This is a genomic window from Paraburkholderia sp. SIMBA_054, from assembly GCF_046534875.1.
Taxonomy (GTDB): Bacteria; Pseudomonadota; Gammaproteobacteria; order Burkholderiales; family Burkholderiaceae; genus Paraburkholderia; species Paraburkholderia hospita.
In genome coordinates this window covers 209,321-234,511 of the sequence record NZ_JAWRXV010000002.1, presented here as the reverse complement: position 1 = coordinate 234,511, position 25,191 = coordinate 209,321, and the positions used below count along the sequence as shown (strand labels likewise).

Annotated in this window: 15 protein-coding genes; 6 read left to right on the top strand and 9 right to left on the bottom strand. The window is 62.8% G+C overall.

Translation table 11 applies throughout. The annotated features are described in order from the left end of the window. Nucleotides 1–191: 191 nt before the first annotated feature. Nucleotides 192–2,306 carry a M3 family metallopeptidase gene (locus tag SB822_RS03860; RefSeq protein WP_079499890.1) on the bottom strand — a complete coding sequence of 705 codons (2,115 nt, stop codon included), beginning with the start codon at nucleotides 2,304–2,306 and terminating at the stop codon, nucleotides 192–194. 422 nt (nucleotides 2,307–2,728) lie between these two features. On the opposite strand from SB822_RS03860, the gene SB822_RS03855 reads away from it, so the two are divergent. Continuing rightward, on the top strand, nucleotides 2,729–3,889 hold the full coding sequence (locus SB822_RS03855) for an acyltransferase family protein (RefSeq protein WP_090835715.1): 1,161 nt from the start codon (nucleotides 2,729–2,731) through the stop codon (nucleotides 3,887–3,889). 111 nt (nucleotides 3,890–4,000) lie between these two features. Here SB822_RS03855 and folD read toward each other — a convergent pair whose 3' ends face one another. From folD to fixL, 5 genes are all read right to left on the bottom strand, one after another. Beyond that, nucleotides 4,001–4,858, bottom strand: coding sequence for a bifunctional methylenetetrahydrofolate dehydrogenase/methenyltetrahydrofolate cyclohydrolase FolD (folD, locus tag SB822_RS03850; RefSeq protein ID WP_062915188.1), 858 nt, complete (start codon nucleotides 4,856–4,858; stop codon nucleotides 4,001–4,003). Nucleotides 4,859–5,200: 342 nt separating this feature from the next. Beyond that, nucleotides 5,201–6,199, bottom strand: a complete 999-nt coding sequence (locus tag SB822_RS03845; RefSeq protein ID WP_090835687.1) for a DUF2950 domain-containing protein — start codon at nucleotides 6,197–6,199, stop codon at nucleotides 5,201–5,203. Nucleotides 6,200–6,279: 80 nt separating this feature from the next. Next, the gene (locus tag SB822_RS03840) at nucleotides 6,280–7,623 is read right to left on the bottom strand and encodes a DUF3300 domain-containing protein (RefSeq protein WP_407671747.1); all 1,344 of its coding nucleotides are present in this window, start codon (nucleotides 7,621–7,623) and stop codon (nucleotides 6,280–6,282) included. Between the two features lie 585 nt (nucleotides 7,624–8,208). Further along, complete coding sequence (fixJ, locus tag SB822_RS03835; RefSeq protein ID WP_007586834.1) at nucleotides 8,209–8,853, bottom strand: oxygen response regulator transcription factor FixJ; 645 nt, start codon at nucleotides 8,851–8,853, stop codon at nucleotides 8,209–8,211. After that, nucleotides 8,850–11,366, bottom strand: coding sequence for an oxygen sensor histidine kinase FixL (gene fixL / locus SB822_RS03830; RefSeq protein WP_007586833.1), 2,517 nt, complete (start codon nucleotides 11,364–11,366; stop codon nucleotides 8,850–8,852). Before fixL ends, fixJ begins: the two co-directional genes overlap by 4 nt. A 287-nt stretch (nucleotides 11,367–11,653) precedes the next feature. On the opposite strand from fixL, the gene aceE reads away from it, so the two are divergent. The 3 genes from aceE to lpdA all read left to right on the top strand — a co-directional run bounded on the left by aceE (nucleotide 11,654) and on the right by lpdA (nucleotide 18,463). Next, nucleotides 11,654–14,353 carry a pyruvate dehydrogenase (acetyl-transferring), homodimeric type gene (aceE, locus tag SB822_RS03825; RefSeq protein ID WP_079499886.1) on the top strand — a complete coding sequence of 900 codons (2,700 nt, stop codon included), beginning with the start codon at nucleotides 11,654–11,656 and terminating at the stop codon, nucleotides 14,351–14,353. 83 nt (nucleotides 14,354–14,436) lie between these two features. Further along, nucleotides 14,437–16,110, top strand: a complete 1,674-nt coding sequence (gene aceF / locus SB822_RS03820; RefSeq protein ID WP_090835689.1) for a dihydrolipoyllysine-residue acetyltransferase — start codon at nucleotides 14,437–14,439, stop codon at nucleotides 16,108–16,110. A gap of 292 nt (nucleotides 16,111–16,402) precedes the next feature. Continuing rightward, nucleotides 16,403–18,463 carry a dihydrolipoyl dehydrogenase gene (gene lpdA / locus SB822_RS03815; protein ID WP_090835692.1) on the top strand — a complete coding sequence of 687 codons (2,061 nt, stop codon included), beginning with the start codon at nucleotides 16,403–16,405 and terminating at the stop codon, nucleotides 18,461–18,463. Nucleotides 18,464–18,720: 257 nt separating this feature from the next. Here the strand turns inward: lpdA and SB822_RS03810 are convergent, their stop codons facing one another. Together SB822_RS03810 and SB822_RS03805 are read right to left on the bottom strand one after the other, a co-directional pair. Beyond that, on the bottom strand, nucleotides 18,721–19,860 hold the full coding sequence (locus tag SB822_RS03810; protein ID WP_103153675.1) for an IS481 family transposase: 1,140 nt from the start codon (nucleotides 19,858–19,860) through the stop codon (nucleotides 18,721–18,723). A gap of 974 nt (nucleotides 19,861–20,834) precedes the next feature. Beyond that, nucleotides 20,835–21,419, bottom strand: a complete 585-nt coding sequence (locus SB822_RS03805) for a phasin family protein (protein ID WP_007586828.1) — start codon at nucleotides 21,417–21,419, stop codon at nucleotides 20,835–20,837. Nucleotides 21,420–22,191: 772 nt separating this feature from the next. On the opposite strand from SB822_RS03805, the gene pbpG reads away from it, so the two are divergent. Then, on the top strand, nucleotides 22,192–23,367 hold the full coding sequence (gene pbpG, locus SB822_RS03800) for a D-alanyl-D-alanine endopeptidase (RefSeq protein ID WP_007586826.1): 1,176 nt from the start codon (nucleotides 22,192–22,194) through the stop codon (nucleotides 23,365–23,367). Nucleotides 23,368–23,433: 66 nt separating this feature from the next. Here the strand turns inward: pbpG and SB822_RS03795 are convergent, their stop codons facing one another. Then, on the bottom strand, nucleotides 23,434–24,240 hold the full coding sequence (locus tag SB822_RS03795; RefSeq protein ID WP_007586824.1) for an IclR family transcriptional regulator: 807 nt from the start codon (nucleotides 24,238–24,240) through the stop codon (nucleotides 23,434–23,436). Between the two features lie 188 nt (nucleotides 24,241–24,428). On the opposite strand from SB822_RS03795, the gene SB822_RS03790 reads away from it, so the two are divergent. After that, entirely contained in the window at nucleotides 24,429–25,151 is a 723-nt protein-coding gene (locus SB822_RS03790) for a (Fe-S)-binding protein (protein WP_007586823.1), read from the top strand. Nucleotides 25,152–25,191 lie beyond the last annotated feature (40 nt).

Sequence of the window (25,191 nt, the reverse complement as noted above, 5' to 3'; positions counted from 1 at the left end):
AAAGAAAAGTAGGTGCCGCCCCGCACAGGGGCGACGCGTGAAGCACGAAGGCCATACGCGGATGCCAGCGAAAGAACCACAAAAAAAAGCGGGCCCGGCAACCCCGAACCCGCCCTTTAAGTTAACTCCACAACACCGCAGAGCAGCGATTCACAGGCCATACAAACCCGCGCGCCGCCGCATCAAAACCCTCAATGCGCCGCACCCGGCACCGCATCCGGCGCCATGCCGTTATGACGCAGCAGCGCATCGATATTCGGCTCGCGGCCGCGGAACGCCTTGAACGATTCCATCGCGGGACGGCTGCCGCCCACTTCGAGAATCTCCTTGCGATACCGTGTGCCCGTTGCCGCATCGAGCACGCTGCCTTTGCCCGCTTGCGCCGCTTCTTCGAACGCGGCGTAAGCATCGGCGGACAGTACTTCGGCCCACTTGTAGCTGTAGTAGCCCGCCGCGTAGCCACCCGCGAAAATGTGGCTGAACGTATTCGGCCAGCGCGAGAACGACGCTTGCGGAATCACGTGGAAGCGTTCGTTGATCTCGCGCGCCAGGTCGTTCGCGCTCTTCGCGCCGGACGTGTCGAAGTCGACGTGCAGCTTCATGTCGAACATCGAGAACACGATCTGACGCAGCGTGCCCAGTCCGCTCTGGAAGTTCTTCGCGGCGAGCATCTTGTCGAACAGATCGCGCGGCAGCGGCTTGGCCGTATCGACGTGCGACGTCATGTCGCTCAGCACGTCCCACTCCCAGCAGAAGTTTTCCATGAACTGCGACGGCAGTTCGACGGCATCCCATTCGACGCCGTTGATGCCCGACACGCCGAGCTCATCGACGCGCGTCAGCATGTGATGCAGGCCATGGCCGAATTCGTGAAACAGCGTGATCACTTCATCGTGTGTGAAGCATGCGGGCTTGCCGCCGACGGGCGCCGAAAAGTTGCACGTCAGATACGCGACGGGCGTCTGCACCGCGCCGTTGACGGGCTTGCGGCGCGAGCGGGCGTCGTCCATCCACGCGCCGCCGCGCTTGCCTTCGCGCGCGTACAGGTCGAGATAGAACTGCGCAACGAGGCCACCATCCTGATTCTCGACGCGGAAGAAGCGCACGTCCGGGTGCCAGGTCGCTGCTTCGTCGCGGCGGATTTTCACGCCGAACAGTGTCTCCGTGACCTTGAACAGGCCCTTGAGCACCGTGTCTTCCGGGAAATACTGCTTCACTTCGTTCTCGGAGAACGAATAGCGCTTCTCACGCAGGCGTTCGGCGGCAAACGCGACATCCCATGGCTGGAGTTCTGCAAGACCCAGCTCGCTCGCAGCGAACTCGCGCAGTTCCTTCCAGTCGTGCTCGGCGTGCGGACGCGCGCGCGTCGCGAGGTCTTCGAGGAACGCCATCACCTGTTCCGGCGACTCGGCCATCTTCGGCGCGAGCGACACCTCGGCGAAGTTCTTGAATCCGAGCATATGCGCTTCTTCTTCGCGCAGCTTCAGCGCGTCAGCGACGATTCCCGTGTTGTCCCAGTCGGTATTGCCCTTGCCGTATTGCGGCCCGAGTTCCGACGCACGCGTGACATAGGCGCGATACATCGTCTCGCGCATCGCGCGGTTTTCCGAATACTGCATGACGGGGAAATACGAGGGGAAATGCAGCGTGAACTTCCAGCCGCTCTTGCCTTCGCGCTCGGCCGCTTCGCGCGCGGCTTCGATCACATCTTCGGGCAAGCCCGCCAGTTCATCCTTGCTTTCGGCGATGAACGCATACGCATTCGTCGCATCGAGCACATGATCCGAGAACGCTTTCGACAGCCCGGCCTGGCGTTCCTGCAGTTCGGCGAAACGCGGCTTCTGATCTTCAGGCAGTTCAGCGCCCGACAGTCTGAAATCACGCAGCGAGTTGTTCAGAATCTTCTTGCGTTCGCCCGTCAGCGATTCGAAATCATCGGCGGCGGCAATCGTCTTGTACTTCTCGTACAGCGCGAGATTCTGCCCAACGCTCGACCAGAACTCGGTGACGCGCGGCAGGTTCTCGCCGTACACGGCGCGCAGCTCGGGCGTATCGGCGACGGCATTCAGGTGGCCGATCACGCCCCAGGCGCGCGACAGCGGCTCCGTCGCGCGTTCGACGGGTTCGACGACGTCGGCCCACGAGGCCGGGGTCGATGGCTCGGCCGCGCGGTCGACTGCCGCGCTCGCATTCGCGAGCAGCACATCGAGGGCAGGGGTCACATGTTCGGGGCGGATCTCGCCAAAGCGCGGCAGATCGGAGAAATCGAGGAGCGGATTGTCGGATGTCGATTGAGAAGTGGACATGATGCTTCCTGTCTGACGCGGTAAATGAACGCCCGGATGACGCGTATCCGGGCCTGAAACGTAAGCGGCGCGCATGACGCGCGCAACACGCGACGCGTGCGCGCGGGTCGTCCGGCGCCCTGCAAGATGGATATTGGGGCGCCGTTCGCCGTTTCCAACTGATTTCAGCTGATATCAGCTGATATCAGCCAATCTCCAGCCGGTTGCAGCACAAATTATCAGAACTGCCGCTCACGCGCAGTGGTAGCGGGCTCAGACGTATTTGTACCAGAACAAGAGGGTGGGCAAGCGCACGGTCGCGGCGCGCGTTCTCGCGCATCGTTAAGACGTCCGCACGCAGACGGCATGGCGTGCGGTTTCCGTTTCCTTCGGTGGCCGTTCACGCCCGCGTGCCGGCCCGCCAGCATCAGGTGGCCCTCGCGATGACTCCGCATCCCCAGACACTGTCGGGCGCACTTGCGCGCGACGCGAACAACTTCGATCTCGTGCGGTTGATCGCCGCGTGCGCCGTCGTCTATTGCAACGCGTATGTAATCCAGCAGACGGATGCCGGCGATGGCATCGCGGCGGCGCTCGGTTTCGGCGGCGCGGGCTATCTCGGCGTGTATGCGTTCTTTCTGATGAGCGGGCTGCTGGTGAGCGCGAGCTTCGAGCGGCAGCGCTCGGTGCCGCGCTTCGTCACGCTGCGGCTCGCGCGTTTGCTGCCCGCCGTGGTCGGCACGTCGCTGGTGGCGATCTTCATCGTCGGGCCGATCTTCACGACGCTCGCGCTGCACGACTATTTCACGTCGGGCGCCACGTGGCGAAACCTCGACTATTTCTCGACGCTCGTGATGAAGCGTGGTTGGACGCTGCCGGGCGTGTTCGAGCACAACCGTTTCGTGCGCGACATCTGCGCGCCGCTGTGGACGCTCCCGCTGCAGGTGTATTGCTATCTGCTCGTGCTGGTCATGGGCATGTTCGGCTTGCTGTCGACGCGCTGGCGCAGCGTGATCGCCGTATTGATCGCGGTGGCCGCGTTTTCGGTGCGTGTGCATCTGCCCGATCTGCAGATCGGTTGGCGCGATTTCCCGGACAAAGCGGGCGGCTACGCGTTCTTTCCTGAGCCGTTCTTCTTTCTCGGCATGCTGCTGTACGGATGGCGCGAGCGCATCAACCTGAGCGGTCTCACCGCGTGCGGGCTGCTGCTGGTGTTTCTCGTGTTTCGCGACACGGCGGGCGCGCAGGCGCTGTTCTATATCGCGTTCGTCTACGGGCTGCTATGGATGAGCGTGACGCCGATGCTGCGTGGCTGGGTGCCGCGCCATGACTACTCGTACGCGATCTATCTCTACGGCTTCATGGTTCAGCAATGCGTGGCGGCGCTCGCGCCGCGCATGCCGCCGATGCTGTCGATCGTCGTCAGCGCGCCGTTCATTTTTGCGCTGGCGGCGTTCTCGTCGCGCTGGATCGAGCGGCCGGTGATGAGCTGGTGCCGCGCGCGTATCGCGCGCAGCGAAGCGCGTCAGCACGAACGCAGGATCGCGGCCGAAGCGGCGCCGATGCGCGCGGCCGAACTCGCGGTCCGCTGGCCGCCGCTTTGATGACGAGATGATGGTGATCCGTCCGCGATCTGCGGATGACGCGCACCCGGCTCGTAGTGACAAGCCGGGCGGCCGTTGATGACGCGCCGTGAAGCGCGTCGAGTCGATTGCTCAGGCGTTGCCTGCGGCGCGCTCGGCCGCTTCGATCGTATTGACGAGCAGCATCGTGATCGTCATCGGGCCGACGCCGCCCGGCACGGGCGTGATATGGCCGGCCACTTCCTTGACGTTCGCGAAGTCGACGTCGCCGCAGAGCTTGCCGTTCTCGTCGCGATTCATGCCGACGTCGATCACCGTCGCGCCGGGCTTCACCATGTCGGCCGTCAGCGTGTTGCGCAGGCCCGTCGCGACCACGACGACATCCGCGTCGCGCGTGAACGCGGCGATGTCGCGCGTCTTGCTGTGGCAGATCGTGACCGTCGCGTTCGCTTCGAGCAGCAGCAGCGCCATCGGCTTGCCGACGATGTTCGAGCGGCCGATCACGACGGCATTCGCGCCCTTCAGCTCGATGCCGTACGCCTCGAACATTTTCATGACGCCATACGGGGTGCACGGGCGGAACAGCGGCTTGCCCGTCATCAGCGCGCCGGCGTTCGCAACGTGAAAGCCGTCCACGTCTTTCTCGGGCGCGATCGCCTCGATCACCTTGTGACTGTCGATGTGCTTCGGCAGCGGCAGCTGCACGAGAATGCCGTGGATTTTCGGATCGCGGTTGAGCGCGTCGATGCGCGCAAGCAGATCGGCTTCCGTCATCGTCGCGGGATAGCGGTCATACGACGAGAACAGGCCGTTGTCCTCGCACGCTTTCACCTTGTTGCGGACATAGACCTCGCTCGCCGGATTGTCGCCGACGAGCACGACGGCAAGACCCGGCTGGTGTCCACGGGCGGTAAGGGCGGCGGCGCGCGTGGCGACATCGGCGCGCAAGGTCTTGGAAAGGGCGGTGCCGTCGATCAGTTTGGCTGTCATGGTCGGTCGAGAATGGGCGTTTCGGAATGCGGGCGGGGCAGGCAGGCGCGGGGCGTGTGATCACGTTGCCGCGCATGCCGCGCGTCGTGCTGCTGCGCATGCGCTCGCGGCGCTCGCTCAAGGCGGACGCCGCGAATCGCACGGATGGCGCTCGAAGGCAGGGACGGGTCGCATGCCGGAAAGCGCACGGCGCGAAAACCGCGCCGCAGCGAAGTTCGACATTATACCGTTGAGGCAACGCAACTGATGACCAACGGTGATGCCGAACGAAACCGGGCAACGGCGGCGCCGTCGAGGTGACAGACACCGCCGCAAACCACTCAGCGCAGGTTCAGCACGCGCTCAAGGCTGCGTCGCTTGCCAGGAGGAGTCGGGATTGAATGTCGTGATCGTGGACGCGACACGCGGCGTCTGCGGCCCGAGATTCTTCTCATAGACCTGGCCGTTCTGGTTGACGATGAAGCTCATCACGCCCGTCTTGCCGTATTCGGCCGGCCACGCGACGAGGCCGAAGCCCTTCGACAGCACGCCGTCCTGCACGTAGTTCTGCGCGCCGCCGTCGGCTTTCGCGCCTTGCGACGTGAGAATGCGGTAGTGATAGCCGTAGTACGCCTCGCCCGGCGCGATCTGATGCGGCATCGTCGCTGCGAGCGGCCCGAGCGGGCTGTCCGGTTCGCCGGCTGTCGTCGGCCAGTACAGACCGTCCTGCTTGCCGGGCGAGCTGATGAACTTCTGCGCGTAGTGCTGCGTCTGCTTGCGGTAGTCGTTTTGCGCGTCGACATACGCAAGCGACGTCAGAACCGCCGCGCGTTCGTTGCGGCCAATGCGGCGCGTGAGCATTTCATCCGTGGCGGCGGGCGTGTTGAACTGCCAGCCGCGCGCCGTCTGCACGATGGGAATTGGCAGGATCCAGCCATCGTCGCCGACGCCGAGATGCACGCTCTTGCGACCCGCGTGGGGCGCCGGGTCGTCGACGATCCGATGGCCTTTCGCCCATTGCCCGAGGAACGCGTAGATGTCGTCCTCGCCGATATTGGTGGTCGGGATGTAGCGCTTGAAGTTCTTGCCGAGCACCTTTTCCATCGCGGGATGATCGTTGGTCGCGAGCGCGTTCGCGAATGCACTGGCGGCGGCGTCGGACGTCGGGTAGACGGCCTGCGCGGCGGCGGGCTGCGCCGCCGCGAATATCGCCACGGCGGCGAGCGCGGCGAGCGCGTGTGAAAGCGCTGGGTGCGACGCGAACCGGCCCGCCGGATGCGAGGCGCGCGGCGTGCTGCGGGTGCTGCCGATGGCTGCGCGAATCGAATGACGGGGGGGTACGCAGGTTGTTTTACCGGTCATGACTGACTCCTGTCGACCAGATCTGGCGCTCGAGCGGCCGTTTCTGGTCCGATCCAAGATGGTTGCTGTCGATCGTTCTTCTAGCGGCGGTGGAATCCACCGCCCCCGCCGCCACGCTGGGCGCCTCCGCCGCCTCCACCCCCGCCGCCATGCTGGAAGCCTCCGCCGCCTCCACCGCCTCCGCCCCCACCGCCGCCGGGTCGCCCGCCGCCCGCCTGCGCGCCGTTGAACTGCTGTCCGCCGCCGCCCGCGCCGGGCCGGTTGCTCGCGCCGCCGTTGCTCGCCAACGACTGGCGGCTCGCCTGTCCGCGCTGCAACTCCTGCCGCGAGCCCGCGGCATCACCCGAGCCGCGCAATGCATTGTCGCGGTTCAGGTTTTGCGCGCTGTTGCGGACATTGCCCGTATTAGCGCCGCCCTGATGGATGTTCTGCACGCGCTGGCTCGCGTTGCCGCTCAGGTTCTCGCCAGTGCGGTTCTGCAACGTCTGCTGCGCCTGCGCCCGCGACGCGTCGCGCCCGCGAAACTGGTCGCGCTGCGCAGCGAGGTTGCTGCTGTTCAGATTGGCGTTGTTGCGATTGAAGTTCGCGTTATTGCGATTGATGCTCTCGTTGCGGTTCCAGTTCGCGGTTGACGTGTTCGAGGTGATCCGGTTGTTGACGTTGATGTTGTTGTAGCGGTTGACGTTGATGTTGACGTCGTGGTTGTTCCAGTTGAACCCGCCCCATAGCGAATTGGCGACGGCCACGCCCGCGCCGAATGCGAGCCCCGTCATGAATCCCGTCGCGATCGCGTAACCGGGAGGCGGCGGCACATAGACGGGCGGATAGGCCGGGTAGGGCCACGTGCCGTAGACGACGGTCGGGTTATAGGTCGGTACGTAGACCACCTGCGGATTGGCGGGCACGATCTGGATCGTGCTTTGTTCGACGATCACCTTCTGCTGCTCGCTCGTTTTCAGATTGCCCGCCGACTGCGCCTGCTTGCGCAGTCGCTGCACCGAGTCCATCACGTCGTCCGGCTGCGCGAGGAACGCGTTGCCGAGCTGCGTGACCCAGTCGGGCTTCGAGGCCATCGTCGCGAGCACCTGCGGAAACGCGACCAGCGATTGCACGCTCGGGTCCCACGGCTCCGATGCGACGGCTTTCACGGCGTCGTCGCCCTTGTACTGCGAGTTTGCCTTCGACCACGCGGCGGCCGCCGTCACGTCCTGCGGGAACGTCGCCGCCATCAGCACCTGCGCGAGCAGCGCATCGGGGTAGAGCGCGATGGGCGCTGTCAGCGAATCGAGTTGCTGGTTCGAGACTTTCGCGGGCGTTTGCGCGACGGCGTCAGTGGGCGCGACGAAGCCCGCGGCGAGCGGCATGCCTGCCAGCGCCGCGCAGACGAGCCACGCGCGCGGCCTGTAGGGTCCGTAACGTTTCACGATGAAAACCTCCTTGCTGCGTGGTGAGCGCAGCGGCTACCGGGCGAGGCCGGCGTGCCGCCACGCGGTCTTGTGGCAATGGAGCGACAAGCGGACGACGCTGTAGGGCGACTGATAATGGAAGTGGGCGGGACGCGCAAGGGCAATCTGAGGCCTGCGGAAATGTCCGCGGCGAGGGCGTTGCATGCGACGCGCATCGTGGCCAGTGATGCACGCGTCGCGCCCGCATTGCACGTTTCGGGCATGGGTCGCTTTTTCGGTTGATCTGGTATGTAAATTAGAAAGCGGAGCCGCGACTGTCAATGCGCGATATCAAACTCGAACGCGGACGCTCGAGCCGGGCGCGCTCGCGATGCGAGACGGCCTGATCGAACGCAATGCGAGTCAGTTGGGATCGCTAATGAAATGGGAGCGACGCGCGCGACGAAGAATCGTGCGGAAGAGGAGGGGGAATCCGGCGCTAAAGACAGCGCCGCGCGACGGCCTCAGCGGGCGTCAACGTTACTTCATGCGCCTGCGCAACGAAGCGCAGGCGAAGATCGCGGCCATCAGGTGATGACAACCGCGACGCGTAGTACTGCGGTATTACTGCGCCTGTTGTGGCTTGTTAGACAACGCGAGACGCAGTAGATCGGCGACCGTGTTCACGTTGAGCTTTTCCATGATGTTCGCGCGGTGCGCTTCGACCGTCTTGATGCTGATGCCGAGGTCGTCGGCGATCTGCTTGTTCAGGCGGCCCGCGATGATGCGCTCGAGCACCTGGTGCTCACGTGCCGTGAGCTTGCCCAGGCGCTCGGCGGCGGCGCGCTGCTGCTGCACGCTGCTGCTTTCGCTGCGGGCCTTGTCGAGCATGCGCTCGACCAGTTTGCGCAGTTCGGCTTCGTCGAATGGCTTTTCGATGAAGTCCATCGCGCCTTTCTTCATCGTCGACACGGCCATCGGCACGTCGCCGTGACCCGTCACGAAGATGATCGGGAGCAGCGTGTTGTCGGCGATCAGGCGTTCCTGCAGTTCGAGCCCGCTCATGCCTGACATCCGCACGTCGAGAATCAGGCACGCGATCTGGCCGGGATGCTGATGTGGCTGCCATGCGTCGATGAACTGCTCGGCGCTGGAGAAGCACTGAACGCGATAACCGTTCGCCTCCAGCAGCCAGCGCAGCGAATCTCGCACCGCTTCATCGTCGTCGACGACAAACACGGTTTCCTGTGTGGTAACTGGGGTGTTCATAGCTCTCCCGTAACGGTTTGTGGTGTCGGCGCCTCTGACCCGCCGTTGCTCGGGCCGTCGGGCTCTCCAATAGGCAGATTGCAATGGAAAGTGGCACCTGTGACGTGGCCGTCGGATTCGACGTTGTTGACCACCCACAGGCGTCCGCGATGCGATTCGATGATCGAACGGCAAATGTTCAGCCCCATGCCCATGCCATCGGACTTGGTGCTGTAAAACGGTTCGAAGAGACGTTCGGCCGTGGCTTCGTCGACGCCCGGACCCTGGTCGACGACGCTGAGGCACACGAAGCCGGAATCGAGCTTGACGACGAGGCGAATCACGGGGTCGACGGCATTGGGCCGCGCGTCGTACATCGCTTCCGCTGCGTTCTTCAGCAGGTTCACGAGCACCTGCTCGATCAGCACCGGATCGACGTAGATGACGGGCAGACGCTGGCGCATGTCCGTCACGATGCGGATGCGGCGCTTGCGTACTTCGATCTCGGCAAGGCCAACGGCATCGGCGACGATGTCGGCGACGCGGGTGGCCTGGCGTTTCGGTTCGCTGCGTTTCACGAATTCGCGGATCCGCTTGATGATCATGCCGGCCCGCACAGCCTGTTGCGCCGTCTTTTCGAGAACTGGTAACAGGTTGTCGGGAGTTGTCCGACCAGATTTAACCAGCGCTACGGCTCCAGAGCAATAGTTATTGATGGCCGCGAGAGGCTGGTTTAATTCGTGGGCGAGCGACGAGGCCATTTCGCCCATCGTCATCAGGCGGCTGGTGTGCTGGAGTTTCTCGTCCTGCTGACGCGCGAGTTCCTGCGCCTGCTTGCGCGTCGTGATGTCGGTCGCGATCTGCATCTGCGCGAGATGGCCGTCAACCCACTGAATGTACTGGCGGCGCACTTCGAACCACTTCTGGATGCCTTGCACGTAGACTTCCTGCGCGTCGGCGGAGCCTTCCGTGAGCGCCGCGGCGGGCAGGCCGGCGAAGGCGTCGACCATGTCGATCGAATCCGACGAGGCCGCCGAATTGTCGAAGCCGCCACCACCCGCCAGTTCGAGGTGGCCGTCCGGGCGGATCCCGAACAGGTGCCGGTAATAACGGTTCGCGAACAGCAGTTCGGCTTCGTCGGCGGCGAGCACGGACACGGCGGCGTCGAGGCTTTCGAGCACGGTCGTGAAGCGCTCGTGCGCGGCGGCGAGTTCTTCGCGCGCGCGTTTCGGTTCGGTGATGTCCGTCATCGACGACATCCAGCCCGTCTGCCGTCCCGAGCTGTCGATCAGTGGCGACACATAGAGACGCGCGTGGAACAGCGAGCCGTCCTTGCGGCGCACGCGCAGCTCGAACCCGGAAGAGGGCGCCTTGCCGCGCAAGGTCATGTCGAGCTGGCGCTGCATCTCCGGATACGAATCACGCGGCCAGTACGGGAACGGCGCATTCTTGCTGACGAGATCGCTTTCGTCCCAGCCCGTCATCCGGCAGAACGCGGGGTTCACGTGCGTGATGCGGCCGTGCATGTCGAGCACGCGCATGCCGATCAGCACGGAGTTTTCCATCGCGCGGCGGAAGAACGCTTCGGCGTACAGCGCCTGCTGCGCCTCGAAGCGCTGGCGCGTGTGTTTCCACAGGCTCCACAAGCTCCACAGCACGAAACACGACAGGCCCGCGACCAGCCACACGAGCGTGTTGTTCGTGAAGTTGGTCATCTGCGGGTACGCGTACACGCGGACCGACACGCCCTGGCCGGGCGGATCGAGCGGTAGGTCGTAGTACGCGTCGCGCGGCAGGCGCGGGCGCGTCGACGTGGTGGCCAGCTCGCGGTTGTTGATGTCGATGATCGAGATCTTGTACTTCGCGGACAGCTCGGGCGGGATGTCGCGCTTCAGTATCCCTTCGATCGAGAACACGGCGGCCACCGTGCCGAGAAAGTCGCGGTCGCGATAAACGGGAGTTTGCAGCGTGATGTAGCCGTTGCCCACGTCGTCGTATATCAGCGGCGAGTAGACCTGGCGGCGCGTGTTCTTCGCTTCCGTGAAGGCGGCCTTGACGGCCTCGTCCATCTGCTGGTCGTTGGGCTTGGCGAGGCGCTGGCCAAGAACGGGCAGCGCGTTGTTCGGCCAGCGCGGCTGCTGCGCGCTGGTGTACCAGTTCATGTAGAGGATCTCGGGATGCCCCTGCATGATGTCGGCCGTCGATACCTGGAAAGAATGCGGGTCGGCGCGGCCGGAGACGAGATCGCGCGCGAGCGCCTGGAGCTGTTCCTGCGCGCCCGTCATGGACAGGCGGATCTGCTGCTGCGCCCACGCGACGTTGCGGTAGAGCGTGTCTTCCTGCTGCTGCTGCTCGCGCCGGTTCAGGCTCCAAAGGATCAGACTCATGACCACGAGGAACACGAGGATGGACAGCAGCGGCGTCAGCAAATAGGAGTTCGACCACCACGGTCCGTGGTGCCAGCGGGACGGCGACGAATCCGCCGACGTTCCGGCAGAGCGCGCCGAGCGTGCGAAAAGCCGATCGGTCAACATGGCTGGCATTGTAGCGCAGCGCCTGACATGCAAATGACGCAAAAAAGAGGTGAAAGTCACGCAATTCGGCGCAAACTAGCCGACGTACTTGCTGATGGGCAGTCAAACCAGGGTGCGTCGCAACAATTTTCCGCATTATGAGAAACTCTCTCGTAATCTGAAAATTTCCTTGCGCAGGCGTTGTGGGCCTTATTACAATCGGCCGGAAGCTGCCGCGGCCAATGTGCGTCCTCGACGTTTGTCCGCGTCGCCTGTTCACAGAGCGTTCCCATATCCAGGAGACGAGCATGTCCGCTGTACCTGACGAAGTCCTGAAATACGTCGCCAACGCCAAAGACGACCACGATCCGCAAGAAACAGCCGAATGGCTCGAAGCGCTAGATGGCGTGATTTCTGCTGTTGGGCCCGACCGCGCTCACTACCTCATCGAAAAGCAGATCGAATTTGCCCGCGTGCATGGCGAGCATCTGCCTTTCTCCGCTAACACCCCGTACATCAACACGATCCCCGTCGCGAATCAGGCGAAGATTCCGGGCGACCAGGACATCGAGCACCGCATCCGTTCGTACACGCGCTGGAACGCGATGGCGATGGTGCTGCGCGCCGGCAAGGAAACCAACGTCGGCGGCCACATCGCATCGTTCGCATCGGCGGCGACGCTGTACGACGTCGGCTTCAACCACTTCTGGCACGCGCCGTCGCCCGAGCATGGCGGCGACCTCGTATTCGTGCAGGGCCATTCGTCGCCGGGTGTGTACTCGCGCGCGTTCCTGCTCGGCCGTCTGACCCAGAACCAGCTCGACAACTTCCGTCAGGAAGTGGGCGGCGAGGGCATCTCGTCGTATCCGCACCCTTGGCTGATGCCGGACTTCTGGCAATTCCCGACGGTGTCGATGGGTCTCGGCCCGATCATGGCGATCTATCAGGCGCGCTTCATGAAGTACCTGCAGGCGCGCGGCATCGCAAAGACGGACGGCCGCAAGGTGTGGGCGTTCCTCGGCGACGGCGAAACGGATGAGCCGGAATCGCTCGGCGCGATCGGCATGGCCGGCCGCGAGCGTCTGGACAACCTCGTGTTCGTCATCAACTGCAACCTGCAGCGCCTGGACGGCCCGGTGCGCGGCAACGGCAAGATCATCCAGGAACTCGAAAGCGAATTCCGCGGCGCGGGCTGGAACGTCATCAAGGTCATCTGGGGCAGCCGCTGGGATGCCCTGTTTGCACGCGACAAGACGGGCGCGCTGATGCGCCGGATGATGGAAGTCGTCGACGGCGAATATCAGACGTACAAGTCGGAATCGGGCGCGTTCGTTCGCGAGCACTTCTTCAACACGCCGGAACTGAAGGCGCTGGTCTCCGACTGGTCCGACGACGACGTGTGGAACCTGAACCGCGGCGGCCACGATCCGCACAAGATCTACGCTGCGTTCAAGGAAGCGACGCAGTCCAAGGGCCAGCCGACCGTGATCCTCGCGAAGACGATCAAGGGCTATGGCATGGGCGAAGCCGGCCAGGCGATGAACATCACCCACCAGCAGAAGAAGATGCAGGTGGAGTCGCTCAAGCAGTTCCGCGACCAGTTCCGTCTGCCCATCTCGGACGATGAAATCACGCACGTGCCGTATCTGACTTTCGAGGAAGGCTCGAAGGAACTCGAATACATGCGTGCCCGCCGTCAGGAACTCGGCGGCTATCTGCCGGCGCGCCGCCAGAAGGCGGAATCGCTGCCCGTCCCGGCGCTCGAAGCATTCGAGCCGCTGCTCAAGGGCACGGGCGAAGGCCGTGAAATTTCGACGACGATGGCGTTCGTCCGTATCCTCAACATCGTGTTGAAGGACAAGGCGATCGGCAAGCGCGTCGTGCCTATCGTGCCGGACGAATCGCGCACCTTCGGCATGGAAGGTCTGTTCCGCCAGATCGGTATCTGGAATCAGGACGGCCAGAAGTACGTGCCGGAAGATTCCGACCAGCTGATGTTCTACAGGGAATCGACGACGGGCCAGATCCTGCAGGAAGGCATCAACGAAGCAGGCGGCATGTCGGACTGGATCGCAGCGGCGACGTCGTACTCGACGCACGGCGAGATCATGATTCCGTTCTACATCTTCTACTCGATGTTCGGCATGCAGCGCATCGGCGATCTGGTGTGGGCCGCGGGCGACATGCGTTCGCGCGGCTTCCTGCTGGGTGGCACGGCGGGCCGCACGACGCTCAACGGCGAAGGCCTGCAGCACGAAGATGGCCACTCGCTGCTGTGGGCGGCATCGGTGCCGAACTGCATCAGCTATGACCCGACGTTCGGCTACGAACTCGCCGTCATCATGCAGGACGGTCTGCGCCGCATGGTGCAGGAGCAGGAAGACGTGTTCTATTACGTCACGGTGATGAACGAGAACTACGAGCACCCGGCGATCCCGCAGGGCGAGCACGTCGCGAAGGACATCATCAAGGGCATGTACGCGTTCCGCAAGGGCGCGGCCAATGCGAAGGCGCCGCGCGTGCAGTTGATGGGCGCGGGCACGATCTTCAACGAAGTGATCGCCGCCGCCGACCTGCTGAAGAACGACTGGGGCGTCGAGTCGGATCTGTGGAGCGTGCCGAGCTTCACGGAACTGGCCCGCGAAGGTCACGAAGTGCAGCGTCAGAACCTGCTGAACCCGCTCGGCGAGAAGAAGCTCTCCCACGTCGAGACGCTGTTGAAGGACGCGAAGGGCCCGGTGATCGCATCGACCGACTACGTCCGCGCGCTGGTCGACCAGATCCGTGCGTTCGTGCCGCAACGTTTCGTCGTGCTGGGTACGGACGGCTTCGGCCGCTCGGATACGCGCGAGAAGCTGCGTCACTTCTTCGAAGTCGACCGCTACTGGACCACGGTCGCTGCACTGAGCGCGCTGGCCGATGAGGGTACGATTGAGCGCAAGGTCGTGGCCGACGCGCTGAAGAAGTACAACCTCGATCCGTCCAAACCCAACCCGATGACCGTCTAAGGCATCGACCCGCGAGCCCCAATGCGCACCTCGCCGCCCGAAGCGGGCGGACGAGGCGCGCGCGGCCCTGGAGACAGAAAACAATGAGCCAAGCGATCGAAGTCAAGGTGCCGGACATCGGCGATTACAAGGACATCCCTGTAATCGAGGTGCTGGTGAAGGCGGGTGATACCGTCGAGAAAGAGCAGTCCCTCGTCACGCTGGAATCCGACAAGGCGACGATGGATGTGCCGAGCCCCGCGTCGGGCACGGTCAAGGAAGTGAAGGTCAAGCTTGGCGACACGGTGTCGGAAGGCACGTTGATCGTGCTGCTCGACGGCGAAGGCGGCGCGGCTGCCGCGAAGCCCGCTCAAGGGAACGGCGCGGCTGCGCCTGCTGCGGCGCCCGCACCGACACCTGCGGCTGCACCCGCGCCCGTAGCTGCATCTGGCAAAACCGGTGGCGGCGTGCAGGAAGTCAAGGTGCCGGATATCGGCGACTACAAAGATGTGCCCGTGATCGAAGTCGGCGTCAAGGTTGGCGACCGCGTCGAGAAGGAGCAGTCGCTGGTCACGCTCGAATCGGACAAGGCGACGATGGACGTGCCGAGCCCGGCGGCTGGCATCGTCAAGGAAATCAAGGTCAAGGTAGGCGACAACGTGTCGGAAGGCACGCTGATCGTGCTGCTCGAAGGCGACAGCGGCGGCGCCGCTGCGCCCGCTCCGGCACCCGCAGCCGCGAAGCACGAAGAAAAGCCGTCGGACGCGCCCGCTGCGCCGTCGCCGGCTCCCGCGCAGCCGTCCGCGCTCGCGCAGGCGCCTGTCATTCCCGCAGGCGAAGGCGGCGCGCATCGCGTGAGCCATGCGTCGCCGTCGGTGCGCAAGTTCGCGCGTGAACTGGGCGTCGACGTGTCGCGCGTGTCAGGTACGGGTCCGAAGGGCCGCATCACGCAAGATGACGTCACCGCGTTCGTCAAGGGCGTGATGACGGGCCAGCGCAGCGCGCCTGCTGCAGCCGCTGCGCCCGCTGGCGCAGGTGGCGGCGAGCTTGGTCTGCTGCCGTGGCCGAAGATCGATTTCACGAAGTTCGGCCCGATCGATCCGAAGCCGCTGTCGCGCATCAAGAAGATCTCCGGCGCGAACCTGCATCGCAACTGGGTCATGATTCCGCACGTCACGAACAACGACGAAGCGGATATCACCGAACTCGAAGAGTTGCGCGTGAAGCTGAACAAGGAAAACGAGAAGTCGGGCGTCAAGTTCACGATGCTCGCGTTCGTGATCAAGGCCGTCGTCGCGGCGCTGAAGAAGTTCCCGACGTTCAATACCAGCCTTGATGGCGATAACCTCGTGTACAAGCAGTACTACAACGTGGGTTTTGCTGCCGATACGCCGAATGGTCTCGTCGTGCCCGTGATCCGCGATGCGGACAAGAAGGGTCTCGTCGACATCGCGAAGGAAATGGCCGAGTTGTCGAAGCTCGCGCGCGAAGGCAAGCTCAAGCCCGACCAGATGCAAGGCGGCTGCTTCTCGATCTCGTCGCTGGGCGGTATTGGCGGGACGAACTTCACGCCGATCATCAATGCGCCTGAAGTCGCGATTCTTGGGCTGTCGCGTGGTGCGATGAAGCCGGTGTGGGACGGTAAGCAGTTCGTGCCGCGTCTCATGCTGCCGATGTCGCTGTCGTATGACCATCGTGTGATCGACGGGGCTGAAGCGGCGCGCTTCAATGCGTATCTTGGGTCGATTCTTGCCGATTTCCGGCGTGTGATTCTTTGATTGTTGAGCTTTTGTCGCGCGGCGAGGTGTGAGCTTTTTGTGGTTGCTCATGCTTCGTCGTTGAACCTGCTTTGTCGTCTCGCTTCACGCGTCGCCCCTGTGCGGGGCGGCACCTACTTTTCTTTGCACCCCAAGGGTACTTCCTGCGGGGCGTCTTCCAAAGAAAAGTAGGCAAAAGAAAGCCGCGTCCTTGGCGGACGGCATTTAGTCTGCGTTTGGCGTCGTGGGTTTTTCAAGGCGAAGGTTCATTGCGGCTCATCGTTCAAAACGGTCAATAAGAGAAGGGGACACTATGAGTCTCGTCGAAGTGAAGGTGCCGGACATCGGCGATTTCAAAGACGTCGATGTCATCGAAGTCAATATCAAGCCGGGCGATACCATCGAAAAAGAGCAGTCGTTGCTGACGCTCGAAACCGATAAGGCCTCCATGGAAGTGCCGAGCGAAGCGGCCGGCACGGTCAAGGAAGTCCGCGTCAAGGCGGGCGACAAGGTGTCGCAAGGCACCGTCATCGCCACCGTGGAAACGTCGGGCGAAGCGAAGGCCGCTAAAGAACCTGAGAAAGCTGCACCTGCAGCCGCGCCCGCTGCCGCACCGGCAGCAAGCGGCGGCGCTGTGCAGGAAATCAAGGTGCCGGATATCGGCGACTATAAAGATGTGCCCGTCATCGAAGTCGGCGTGAAGGTCGGCGATCGCGTCGAGAAGGAGCAGTCGCTCGTCACGCTCGAATCCGATAAGGCGACCATGGACGTGCCGAGCCCGGCCGCCGGCGTCGTCAAGGAACTGAAGGTCAAGGTCGGCGATAGCGTCTCCGAAGGCAGCGTGCTGCTGTTGCTCGAAGGCGAAGGCGCGGCGGCTGCGCCCGCTCCGAAGGCTGCGCCTGCTCCCGCACCCGCTGCTGCTGCGGCGCCCGCGCCGCAAGCTGGCAGCTATTCGGGTTCGGCCGATATCGAGTGCGACATGCTCGTGCTTGGCGCCGGGCCTGGTGGTTATTCGGCCGCATTCCGTTCGGCTGACCTTGGCATGAAGACGGTGCTGGTCGAACGGTATGCGACGCTCGGTGGCGTGTGTTTGAACGTCGGCTGTATTCCGTCGAAGGCGCTGCTGCATACGGCGCTCGTGATCGACGAAGCGGCTGCGCTCGGCTCGCACGGCATCTCGTTTGGCAAGCCGCAGATCGATCTCGACAAGCTGCGGGACTTCAAGTCGGGCGTCGTCAAGAAGCTGACGGGCGGTCTCGCGGGCATGGCGAAGGCGCGCAAGGTCGAAGTCGTGACGGGCGTCGGCACGTTCGTCGATCCGTATCACATGGAAGTGCAGGGCGAGAGCGGCAAGAAGGTCGTCAAGTTCAAGCAGGCGATCATCGCGGCCGGTTCGCAGGCCGTGAACCTGCCGTTCATTCCGGAAGATCCGCGCGTGGTCGATTCGACGGGCGCGCTGGAACTGCGTCAGATTCCGAAGCGCATGCTCGTGATCGGCGGTGGCATTATCGGTCTGGAAATGGCGACGGTGTATGCGACGCTCGGCGCGCAGATCGATGTGGTCGAAATGCTCGACGGTCTGATGGCGGGCGCGGACCGCGATCTCGTGAAGGTCTGGGAGAAGTTCAACAGCAAGCGTTTCACCAACGTGATGCTGAAGACCAAGACGACGGGCGCGGAAGCGAAGCCGGATGGCATCTATGTGGCCTTCGAAGGCGAGAAGGCACCCGCCGAGCCGCAACGCTACGATCTCGTGCTGGTTGCCGTGGGCCGCAGCCCGAACGGCAAGAAGATCGGCGCGGACAAGGCAGGCGTGGCTGTGACGGATCGCGGCTTCATCGACGTCGACAAGCAGATGCGGACTAACGTGCCGCACATCTTCGCGATCGGCGATGTCGTGGGTCAGCCGATGCTGGCGCACAAGGCCGTGCATGAAGGCCACGTCGCGGCGGAAGCGGCGCATGGCGAGAAGGCGTACTTCGACGCACTGCAGATTCCGTCGGTGGCTTACACCGATCCGGAAGTGGCATGGGCGGGCAAGACGGAAGACCAGTGCAAGGCCGAAGGCATCAAGTACGGCAAGGCGGTGTTCCCGTGGGCCGCTTCAGGGCGTGCGATCGCGAATGGTCGCGATGAGGGCTTTACGAAGCTGATCTTCGATGAGGAGACGCATCGCGTGATTGGTGGCGGGATTGTCGGGCTGAATGCGGGCGATCTGATCAGCGAAGTGTGTCTTGCGGTTGAGATGGGCGCTGACGCGACGGATATCGGCAAGACTATCCATCCTCATCCGACGCTCGGGGAATCGATTGGCATGGCTGCCGAGCTGTATGAAGGTGTCTGTACGGATTTGCCGCCGCAGAAGAAGAAGTAATTTTTTGGGGCGGCGGTTGTGCTGCTTTCCAGATGATGATGGCGTGCCTCTTTTGGCGAAGAGGTGCGCCGTTTTTTTTTGCTACACCGGGTGCGTGTGCGTTGGTTGGTTTGCTTCGGTTGTTGCTGGCATCCGCGTTATGCCTTCGCGCTTCAAGCGTCGCCCCTGTGCGGGGCGGCACCTACTTTTCTTTGCCGCCGTGTACAGACTGGAGACATCGTTGACACATGTACAGGGACATCGCTGACACATGATGGTCAGGGTTTGGGCTCCTTCAGGTCAAGTTTTTCGACACGCTGATGGGCGAACCAGAACTCGATCACCCCGTCTTCGTCCTCGCTCGGGCGGGCTGCCACATGCAAGCCCTTGAGCGCAATCGAGAGCCTCACTTTCTCGCCCCGGAAGCGCACCACGCCGCTTGAGTTGACCAGTAAAACTTCATCGCCGGACTCGTATTCGGGCTCCGGGAGGCGATCGGGCATCCTGCTCAGGCTGCACGCGTAGCGGGTAATCGGCGTGGCCATCCCGAGTGCCTCGTGTGGACGCTCGGTGTTGTACACCTGCCGCCAGCGATCCAGTGCCTGCTGCACGTGCTTGTGCGTGTTGAAGGCGTGCCGCTGCAGCACTTCGGCCTTCAGCGAGCGGTGAAACCGTTCGTCCTTGCCATTGGTCTGCGGGTGATACGGCTGGCTGTAGCTCACATGGATACCCAGCCGGATCAGCCAGACGGCGAACTCGGTGAGCTGTCCCGGCGCGCTGGGCGAACCCCACGGCGCGCCGTTGTCGGTGTTGATACGCGAGGGTAGCCCGTAGCAGTGGAACGCCTGCTCGAGCGCTTCCTGCACGACCTGCGTGGTGGTGCGCGAGCAGGCGCTCAGCACGATGTTGTAGCGCGAGTGGTCATCGATGACCGTCAGCGGCGCGCAGCGCCCGCTCTCCAGGGTCGGGAAGTCGCCCTTGAAGTCCATCTGCCACAACGAGTTCGGATGCTCATGCTCGAAGCGTTGCCAGTGCTGGCGCTGTCGCGACGCCTGTTCGTCGATCAGCCCGTGGCGCCGCAGGATCTCGGTGATGGTGGCAGGCGCGGGCACCTCGGTCTGGCCCAGATCGCGCAGGCGCTGTGCGATCTTGCGTCCGCCCCAGCCGTGCTGGCAGCGCAGGTCCAGCACCAGCGCTTCGATGTGCTCCGGTGAGCGTGTGGGGCTGTGATGCGGGCGGCGGGAGCGGTCGGCCAGTCCGTCGGCGCCTTCGCTCTTATGGCGTCCAAGCCACTTGTAGCCGGTCTGACGGGTGATCTTGTATTTGCGGCACAACTCGCTGAACGGCACCGCCTGCGTGGCGGCATCGCGCACGAAGTCTTCGCGGAGATTCATGGTGTCTTTTGCTTCCCAGGGCATGGTTGGAATCCGGGCGTTTGATTACCCGAAAGTGTCAGTCATGTCCCTGTACACCTGTCAGCTATGTCTCCAGTCTGTACACCGCCGCAAAGAAAAGTAGGCAAAAGAAAGCGGCTAACACCGCCAACTCTTCTCCCTGCCTGAGGGCCCCCAACCGGTCCTACGCTTCACACGGCAACATATCTGTTCACGCTCGTTGCCAACGCTTCGAATGAACGCCTCACCCAGTTCGAATACCCGCACAAGGGCTAGCGGCAGCGAATGGTTTCTGCCGCCCAGGTGGCAAACTGTGTGTAGGTTGTCGCGCCGTATAGCTTGGCGCTCTGACATGGAGGTATGCGCGTGCTATCGGGTCCGAAGTGAGGCGTGTGCAGTGCTACGGCCTACACACAGTTTGCCACCTTGGCGGCGGTGGAATATCTGGCACGGCACGCTGCAACGCGGGTGCATGAAGCGGGTGATGCGTATAGAGAGCGCGTTGGCAACGCACGTGAACAAGAACGTTGCCGTATGAAGTGTGGGACCGGTTGGGGGCCCTCAGGCAGGAAGAAGAGTTGGCGGTGTGAGCCGCTTTCTTTTGCCTACTTTTCTTTGCGGCGGCAAAGAAAAGTAGGTGCCGCCCCGCACAGGGGCGACGCTTGGAGCACGAAGGCAAAGCGCGGATGCCAGCGAAAAAGCAAAAACGCCGAACGCCTGCGCCGCGAAGAGGCCAACCCGGATGCCAGCGCAAGGCTAAAACACCGAACAGCACCACCCGCAAAGGGCAAAAAAAATCCCGGCCTAGACCGGGGAAACGATACGCTGTTTAACGTATCGGAGCGTCTGACCGCATGGCCACTGAAGTCTCGACCATGCGGCGCTGTTCATACCGCCAGTCACTTCGACAGTGTATCTCGCGGCTGCGCGCCGACAGATGATGGGGCATCCGTCAACGCACAGGTGAAGCCCGATCCGTTGAAGCCGTTACATCGTTATCAGACAGCAGCCTTCTTGGCCGAAGCCGCCGTGCGCGAAGCCTGAGCAGCAGCTTGCGAAGCGGCCTTCGATGCAGCCGTAGCAGCCGCATTGAAGTTGCTTTCAGCGATTTCGACAGCTTGCTTCGTTGCCTTGTGAACCGTTTCGTACGTCGTGTTCGCGGCCGTGATGGCCGACTTGATCACGGCGACAGCCGTTTCCGAACCAGCCGGTGCGTTCTTCGCGACGTTCTCGACGAGCGCTTGCACCTTCTTGTTCTGTTCTTCGTACTGCGCTTCAGCAACGCGTGCGAATTCAGCTTGCGTGGCCGATGCGATTTCGTACAGGTGACGGCCGTACGACAGAACCTTCTCAGCCACCGGCTGCGTCAGGCTGGCTTGCAGCGCGAGCAGTTCTTGCGCGTCCTTCACCGACAGCGCGCGTTGTGCATTTTCCTGGCCTTCAGCGATCGTCGACTTGACGACTTGAATATTCAGCTCGACCAGCTTTTCGACGCCTTCGAATGCCTTCGAAGTCAGGCCGAACAGAGTTTCGAGGTTGGCCTTCTGTGCTGCGGCGAATTGCTCAGGGGTCAGCAGAGTCATGTTTTACGCTCCTGGAATACCGGCCCGTCTGGCGCGGACCGCGTTGGGTTAACTGCAGAACAAATTAGGAATCGCTGGTCCGCTGTTAATTGTGCGTCGCAGCAATGGTTCCCATTTTAGGACGACGCCGATAGATGTCAAGGACTTTTTTGTGCAACGCACAACGCATAGAAATTACTAATAAAACAACACGTTATGTAGCGTTTATGACATTGTGGTGAAGCGCATGCACATTAGGGTTTGCACCGATATGGTGCGACGGAAAAAGTGATCTCTCAAGCCAGATAAGGGCTTGGAACACGCCGACGGCGCATTTCCGAGCAAAAAGGTAAAATTCTCAGGTAAACCGAAAACCGTAGCGGAACGTTAAATCGCCATCCCGGTCGAATGCGCGGCCTACTGCTTCGCAGTAGTCGCTTAAGAATCGGCCGGCGCGGCGTCCTGCATGTGTGCTTCGGTGCGGCAGGCATCGTGCTCTGGACGCTTGCTGCTGGATCGTATTGCTATCCGTACGCGACCGTACTTCCCCCGATCAAGTTTGGTTCGAATATGCCGATATGCTGAACGTGTAAGAGTCTTTCAGCGACATGGGCGGGGGCGGCTTGCCGGCGCGTCATTGGTATTTTCGATGGTGCATCTGCAACTTATTGCCTTTTCTCAATCGAGCCTGACAACTCGGTTTAAGGACTGTCGATAAGTGCTTAATATTGCTAATTTTTAACTGTTTTACTACACTGGCGAAAACTCTCTCGCCGCTCCAACCAGAACACCAATGAAAACCGACATGTTTTCGTCACTGAAAGTGATGCACGGCGCGGCGCTCAGCACCGCTCTGTCGGTGGCTGCCTCGGTGGTCATCGCAGCGGCTTTTGCCGCGCCGGTGGACGCATTTGCCGCTTCCGCCACGGCGCCCGCCAAGTCCGCGAAAGCCGGCAAGAAGCCTTCGAAGAAGGCCGCTGCCGAGCAAGTCTCCAGCAAGTCGTCGAAGGCCGCCAAGGACGTCAAGGCCGCCGCGAAGGACGACGACGACCAGCCCCGTACCGTTTCGAAGAAGCGCCGCGTCTCATATACGGTGAACGGCCGCCATCACTCGGTCGTGCGCCGTGTCGCATTCGAGCCCCGTCAGCCGTCCGTCGGCACGGCGTTCGGTCTGCACGAAACGCCTGACGCGCTGATGCTGCGTTCGAGCGTCGCGTACGTGGTCGACCAGAACACGTCCGAGTCGCTGTTCGACAAGAACTCGCGCGCCGTCGTGCCCATCGCATCGATCACCAAACTGATGACGGCGATGGTCGTGCTCGATTCGAAGGCAGCGATGACCGAGCAGGTCGAAGTCACGGACGAAGACCGCGACTACGAGAAGAACACGGGCTCGCGCCTGTCCGTCGGCTCGGTGCTCTCGCGTGAAGACATGCTGCACATCGCGCTGATGGCGTCGGAAAACCGCGCGGCGGCAGCGCTGTCGCGTTACTTCCCCGGCGGCCGTCCCGCTTTCATGGCCGCGATGAACGCGAAGGCGAAGTCGCTCGGTATGACCGACACGCACTTCGAAAACCCGACGGGCCTGACGAGCCAGAACGTATCGAGCGCGCGCGACCTGGTGAAGATGGTCAACGCCGCGTATCAGTATCCGATGATCCGCAGGTTCTCGACCGATCGCAGCTACGAGGTGTACACGGGCAAGCGCACGATTGCGTACAACAGCACGAACGCGCTGGTGCGCAACCCGACGTGGGATATCGGCCTGCAGAAGACGGGCTTCATCAACGAAGCAGGCGAGTGCCTCGTGATGCAGGCAACGATCCACGATCGTCCGATGATCATGGTGCTGCTCGATTCGTCGGGCAAGTACTCACGTTTCGCCGATGCGCAGCGTCTGCGCACGTGGCTCGACAACGGCGGCGAACAGCGCATCACGAGCGCGGACGCCAACGGCGCCGGGACCTGAGCGAAAGCTCTGCCCAACAAAAAGCCCCGCATTGCGGGGCTTTTTTATTCACGCCTGTGGGTGCGTTCACACCGTATGTGCCGAAGCGCTCGCGTGCTGGACCTGCGGGTGATAACCGAGCGATTCGGAAATCACCAGCGCAGTCTTGCTCAACTGGCCGAGCCACGAGTCCTGCAGACGGTCGGCCGGCGCGGACAGCGACAGGCCCGCGACGAGCTTACCCGTATCGTCATAAATGCCGGCTGCGATGCAGCGTACGCCCAGCTCCAGTTCTTCGTTGTCGCGCGCGCATGCCTGCTGACGCACGTGCGACAGTTCGCGTTCCAGCTTGGTGAGATCGGTGATGCTGTTCTGCGTGTGGCCCGACAGGCCCGTCCGGGTCGCGTAGGCCCGCACGCGGGTCGATTCGTCGGCGGCGAGAAACAGCTTGCCGACGGAAGTCAGATGTAGCGGCGCGCGGCCGCCGATCGCGCGCACCACCTGCATGCCCGAGCGTTCGGAATAGGCGCGCTCGATATAGACGATCTCGTCGCCCTGACGCACCGACAGGTTGACGGTCTGGCCCGTCAGCCGGTGCAGTTCGCGCATTGGCATCAGCGCGGCGTCGCGCACCGACAGGCGCGCCTTGACGAGATTACCCAGTTCCAGCAGCCGCATGCCGAGACGATAGGTGCCCGGGTCCGAGCGATCCACCAGCCGGCAGGTCACCATGTCGTTCAGGATGCGATGGGCGGTGGACGGGTGAAGTTCGGTGCGTTGCGCGAGTTCCTTCAGGCTGACCGGGTCGCTATGCGCGGCGAGGGCATCCAGCAGGCGCATCATGCGCTCGATTACCTGAATCGACGTCTTGGGGTCCGGGTTCGTATCGCTCATAAGGCTAAACGGTTGACGCGTCAAACAGCGGAAACTGATTGTATCTCGTATTGTGAAAAAAGCGAACGCCATTGGAAATGATCCTCCAATCTCACTATTTGGCGGTTCATTGCGCATTGGGGCGGTTACGCGTTGGTATTACGCGTCAAACAGCGGATAATCGGGGACGTTTCCCCGGAGGAGCACTCATGCGAGTCGGTTTTTTCGTCACCTGCCTGATCGATCTGATGCGCCCCGAAATCGGCTTCTCCGCGATCAAGCTGATCGAGCGCGCGGGCTATGAAGTGTTCGTGCCACCGGCGCAAACGTGCTGCGGACAGCCGGCCTACAACTCCGGCGACAGGCGCATCGCGCGTGATCTCGCGGAAAAGACGTTGCGCGAGTTCGAGCAATACGATTACGTGGTCGTGCCGTCCGGCTCATGCGGCGGGATGATTCGCGCGCATTACGGCGATCTGTTCGCCAACGATCCCGAACTGATGGGACGCTTCGCGCGGCTGCGTCCCAAGGTCTACGAACTGACGGATTTTCTTGCCACCGTCGCGAAGGTCGAGCTGACGCCGGGCGATTTCCAGGGGCCGGTGACGTATCACGACTCCTGTTCCGGGCTGCGCGAGCTGGGCGTCAAGCAGCAGCCGCGCGCGTTGCTCGCGCAGGCTGGCGTCGCCGTGACTGAGATGAAGGACTGCGAGCATTGCTGCGGCTTCGGCGGTACGTTTGCGGTGAAGTTCGGCGATATCTCGACGGCGATCGTCGACGAGAAGTGCGCCAATATTCAGGCGAGCGGCACGCAAGCCGTCGTGCTGGGCGACCTCGGCTGCATGCTGAATATCGAAGGGCGCCTGCGGCGCACGGGCGATACGACGACGCGCGTGCTCCACATCGCGCAGGTTCTGGCAGGCGACGCCTGAGCGCGGTTGAACTTTGTTCTTCGCCTGACAAGTGATAGCA

Bases quoted from the DNA above. Each gene is read 5' to 3' on its own strand.
- SB822_RS03860 (WP_079499890.1), bottom strand. From the start codon at position 2,306: ATGTCCACTTCTCAATCGACATCCGACAATCCGCTCCTCGATTTCTCC.
- SB822_RS03855 (WP_090835715.1), top strand. From the start codon at position 2,729: ATGACTCCGCATCCCCAGACACTGTCGGGCGCACTTGCGCGCGACGCG.
- folD (WP_062915188.1), bottom strand. From the start codon at position 4,858: ATGACAGCCAAACTGATCGACGGCACCGCCCTTTCCAAGACCTTGCGC.
- SB822_RS03845 (WP_090835687.1), bottom strand. From the start codon at position 6,199: ATGACCGGTAAAACAACCTGCGTACCCCCCCGTCATTCGATTCGCGCA.
- fixJ (WP_007586834.1), bottom strand. From the start codon at position 8,853: ATGAACACCCCAGTTACCACACAGGAAACCGTGTTTGTCGTCGACGAC.
- fixL (WP_007586833.1), bottom strand. From the start codon at position 11,366: ATGTTGACCGATCGGCTTTTCGCACGCTCGGCGCGCTCTGCCGGAACG.
- aceE (WP_079499886.1), top strand. From the start codon at position 11,654: ATGTCCGCTGTACCTGACGAAGTCCTGAAATACGTCGCCAACGCCAAA.
- aceF (WP_090835689.1), top strand. From the start codon at position 14,437: ATGAGCCAAGCGATCGAAGTCAAGGTGCCGGACATCGGCGATTACAAG.
- lpdA (WP_090835692.1), top strand. From the start codon at position 16,403: ATGAGTCTCGTCGAAGTGAAGGTGCCGGACATCGGCGATTTCAAAGAC.
- SB822_RS03810 (WP_103153675.1), bottom strand. From the start codon at position 19,860: ATGCCCTGGGAAGCAAAAGACACCATGAATCTCCGCGAAGACTTCGTG.
- SB822_RS03805 (WP_007586828.1), bottom strand. From the start codon at position 21,419: ATGACTCTGCTGACCCCTGAGCAATTCGCCGCAGCACAGAAGGCCAAC.
- pbpG (WP_007586826.1), top strand. From the start codon at position 22,192: ATGAAAACCGACATGTTTTCGTCACTGAAAGTGATGCACGGCGCGGCG.
- SB822_RS03795 (WP_007586824.1), bottom strand. From the start codon at position 24,240: ATGAGCGATACGAACCCGGACCCCAAGACGTCGATTCAGGTAATCGAG.
- SB822_RS03790 (WP_007586823.1), top strand. From the start codon at position 24,429: ATGCGAGTCGGTTTTTTCGTCACCTGCCTGATCGATCTGATGCGCCCC.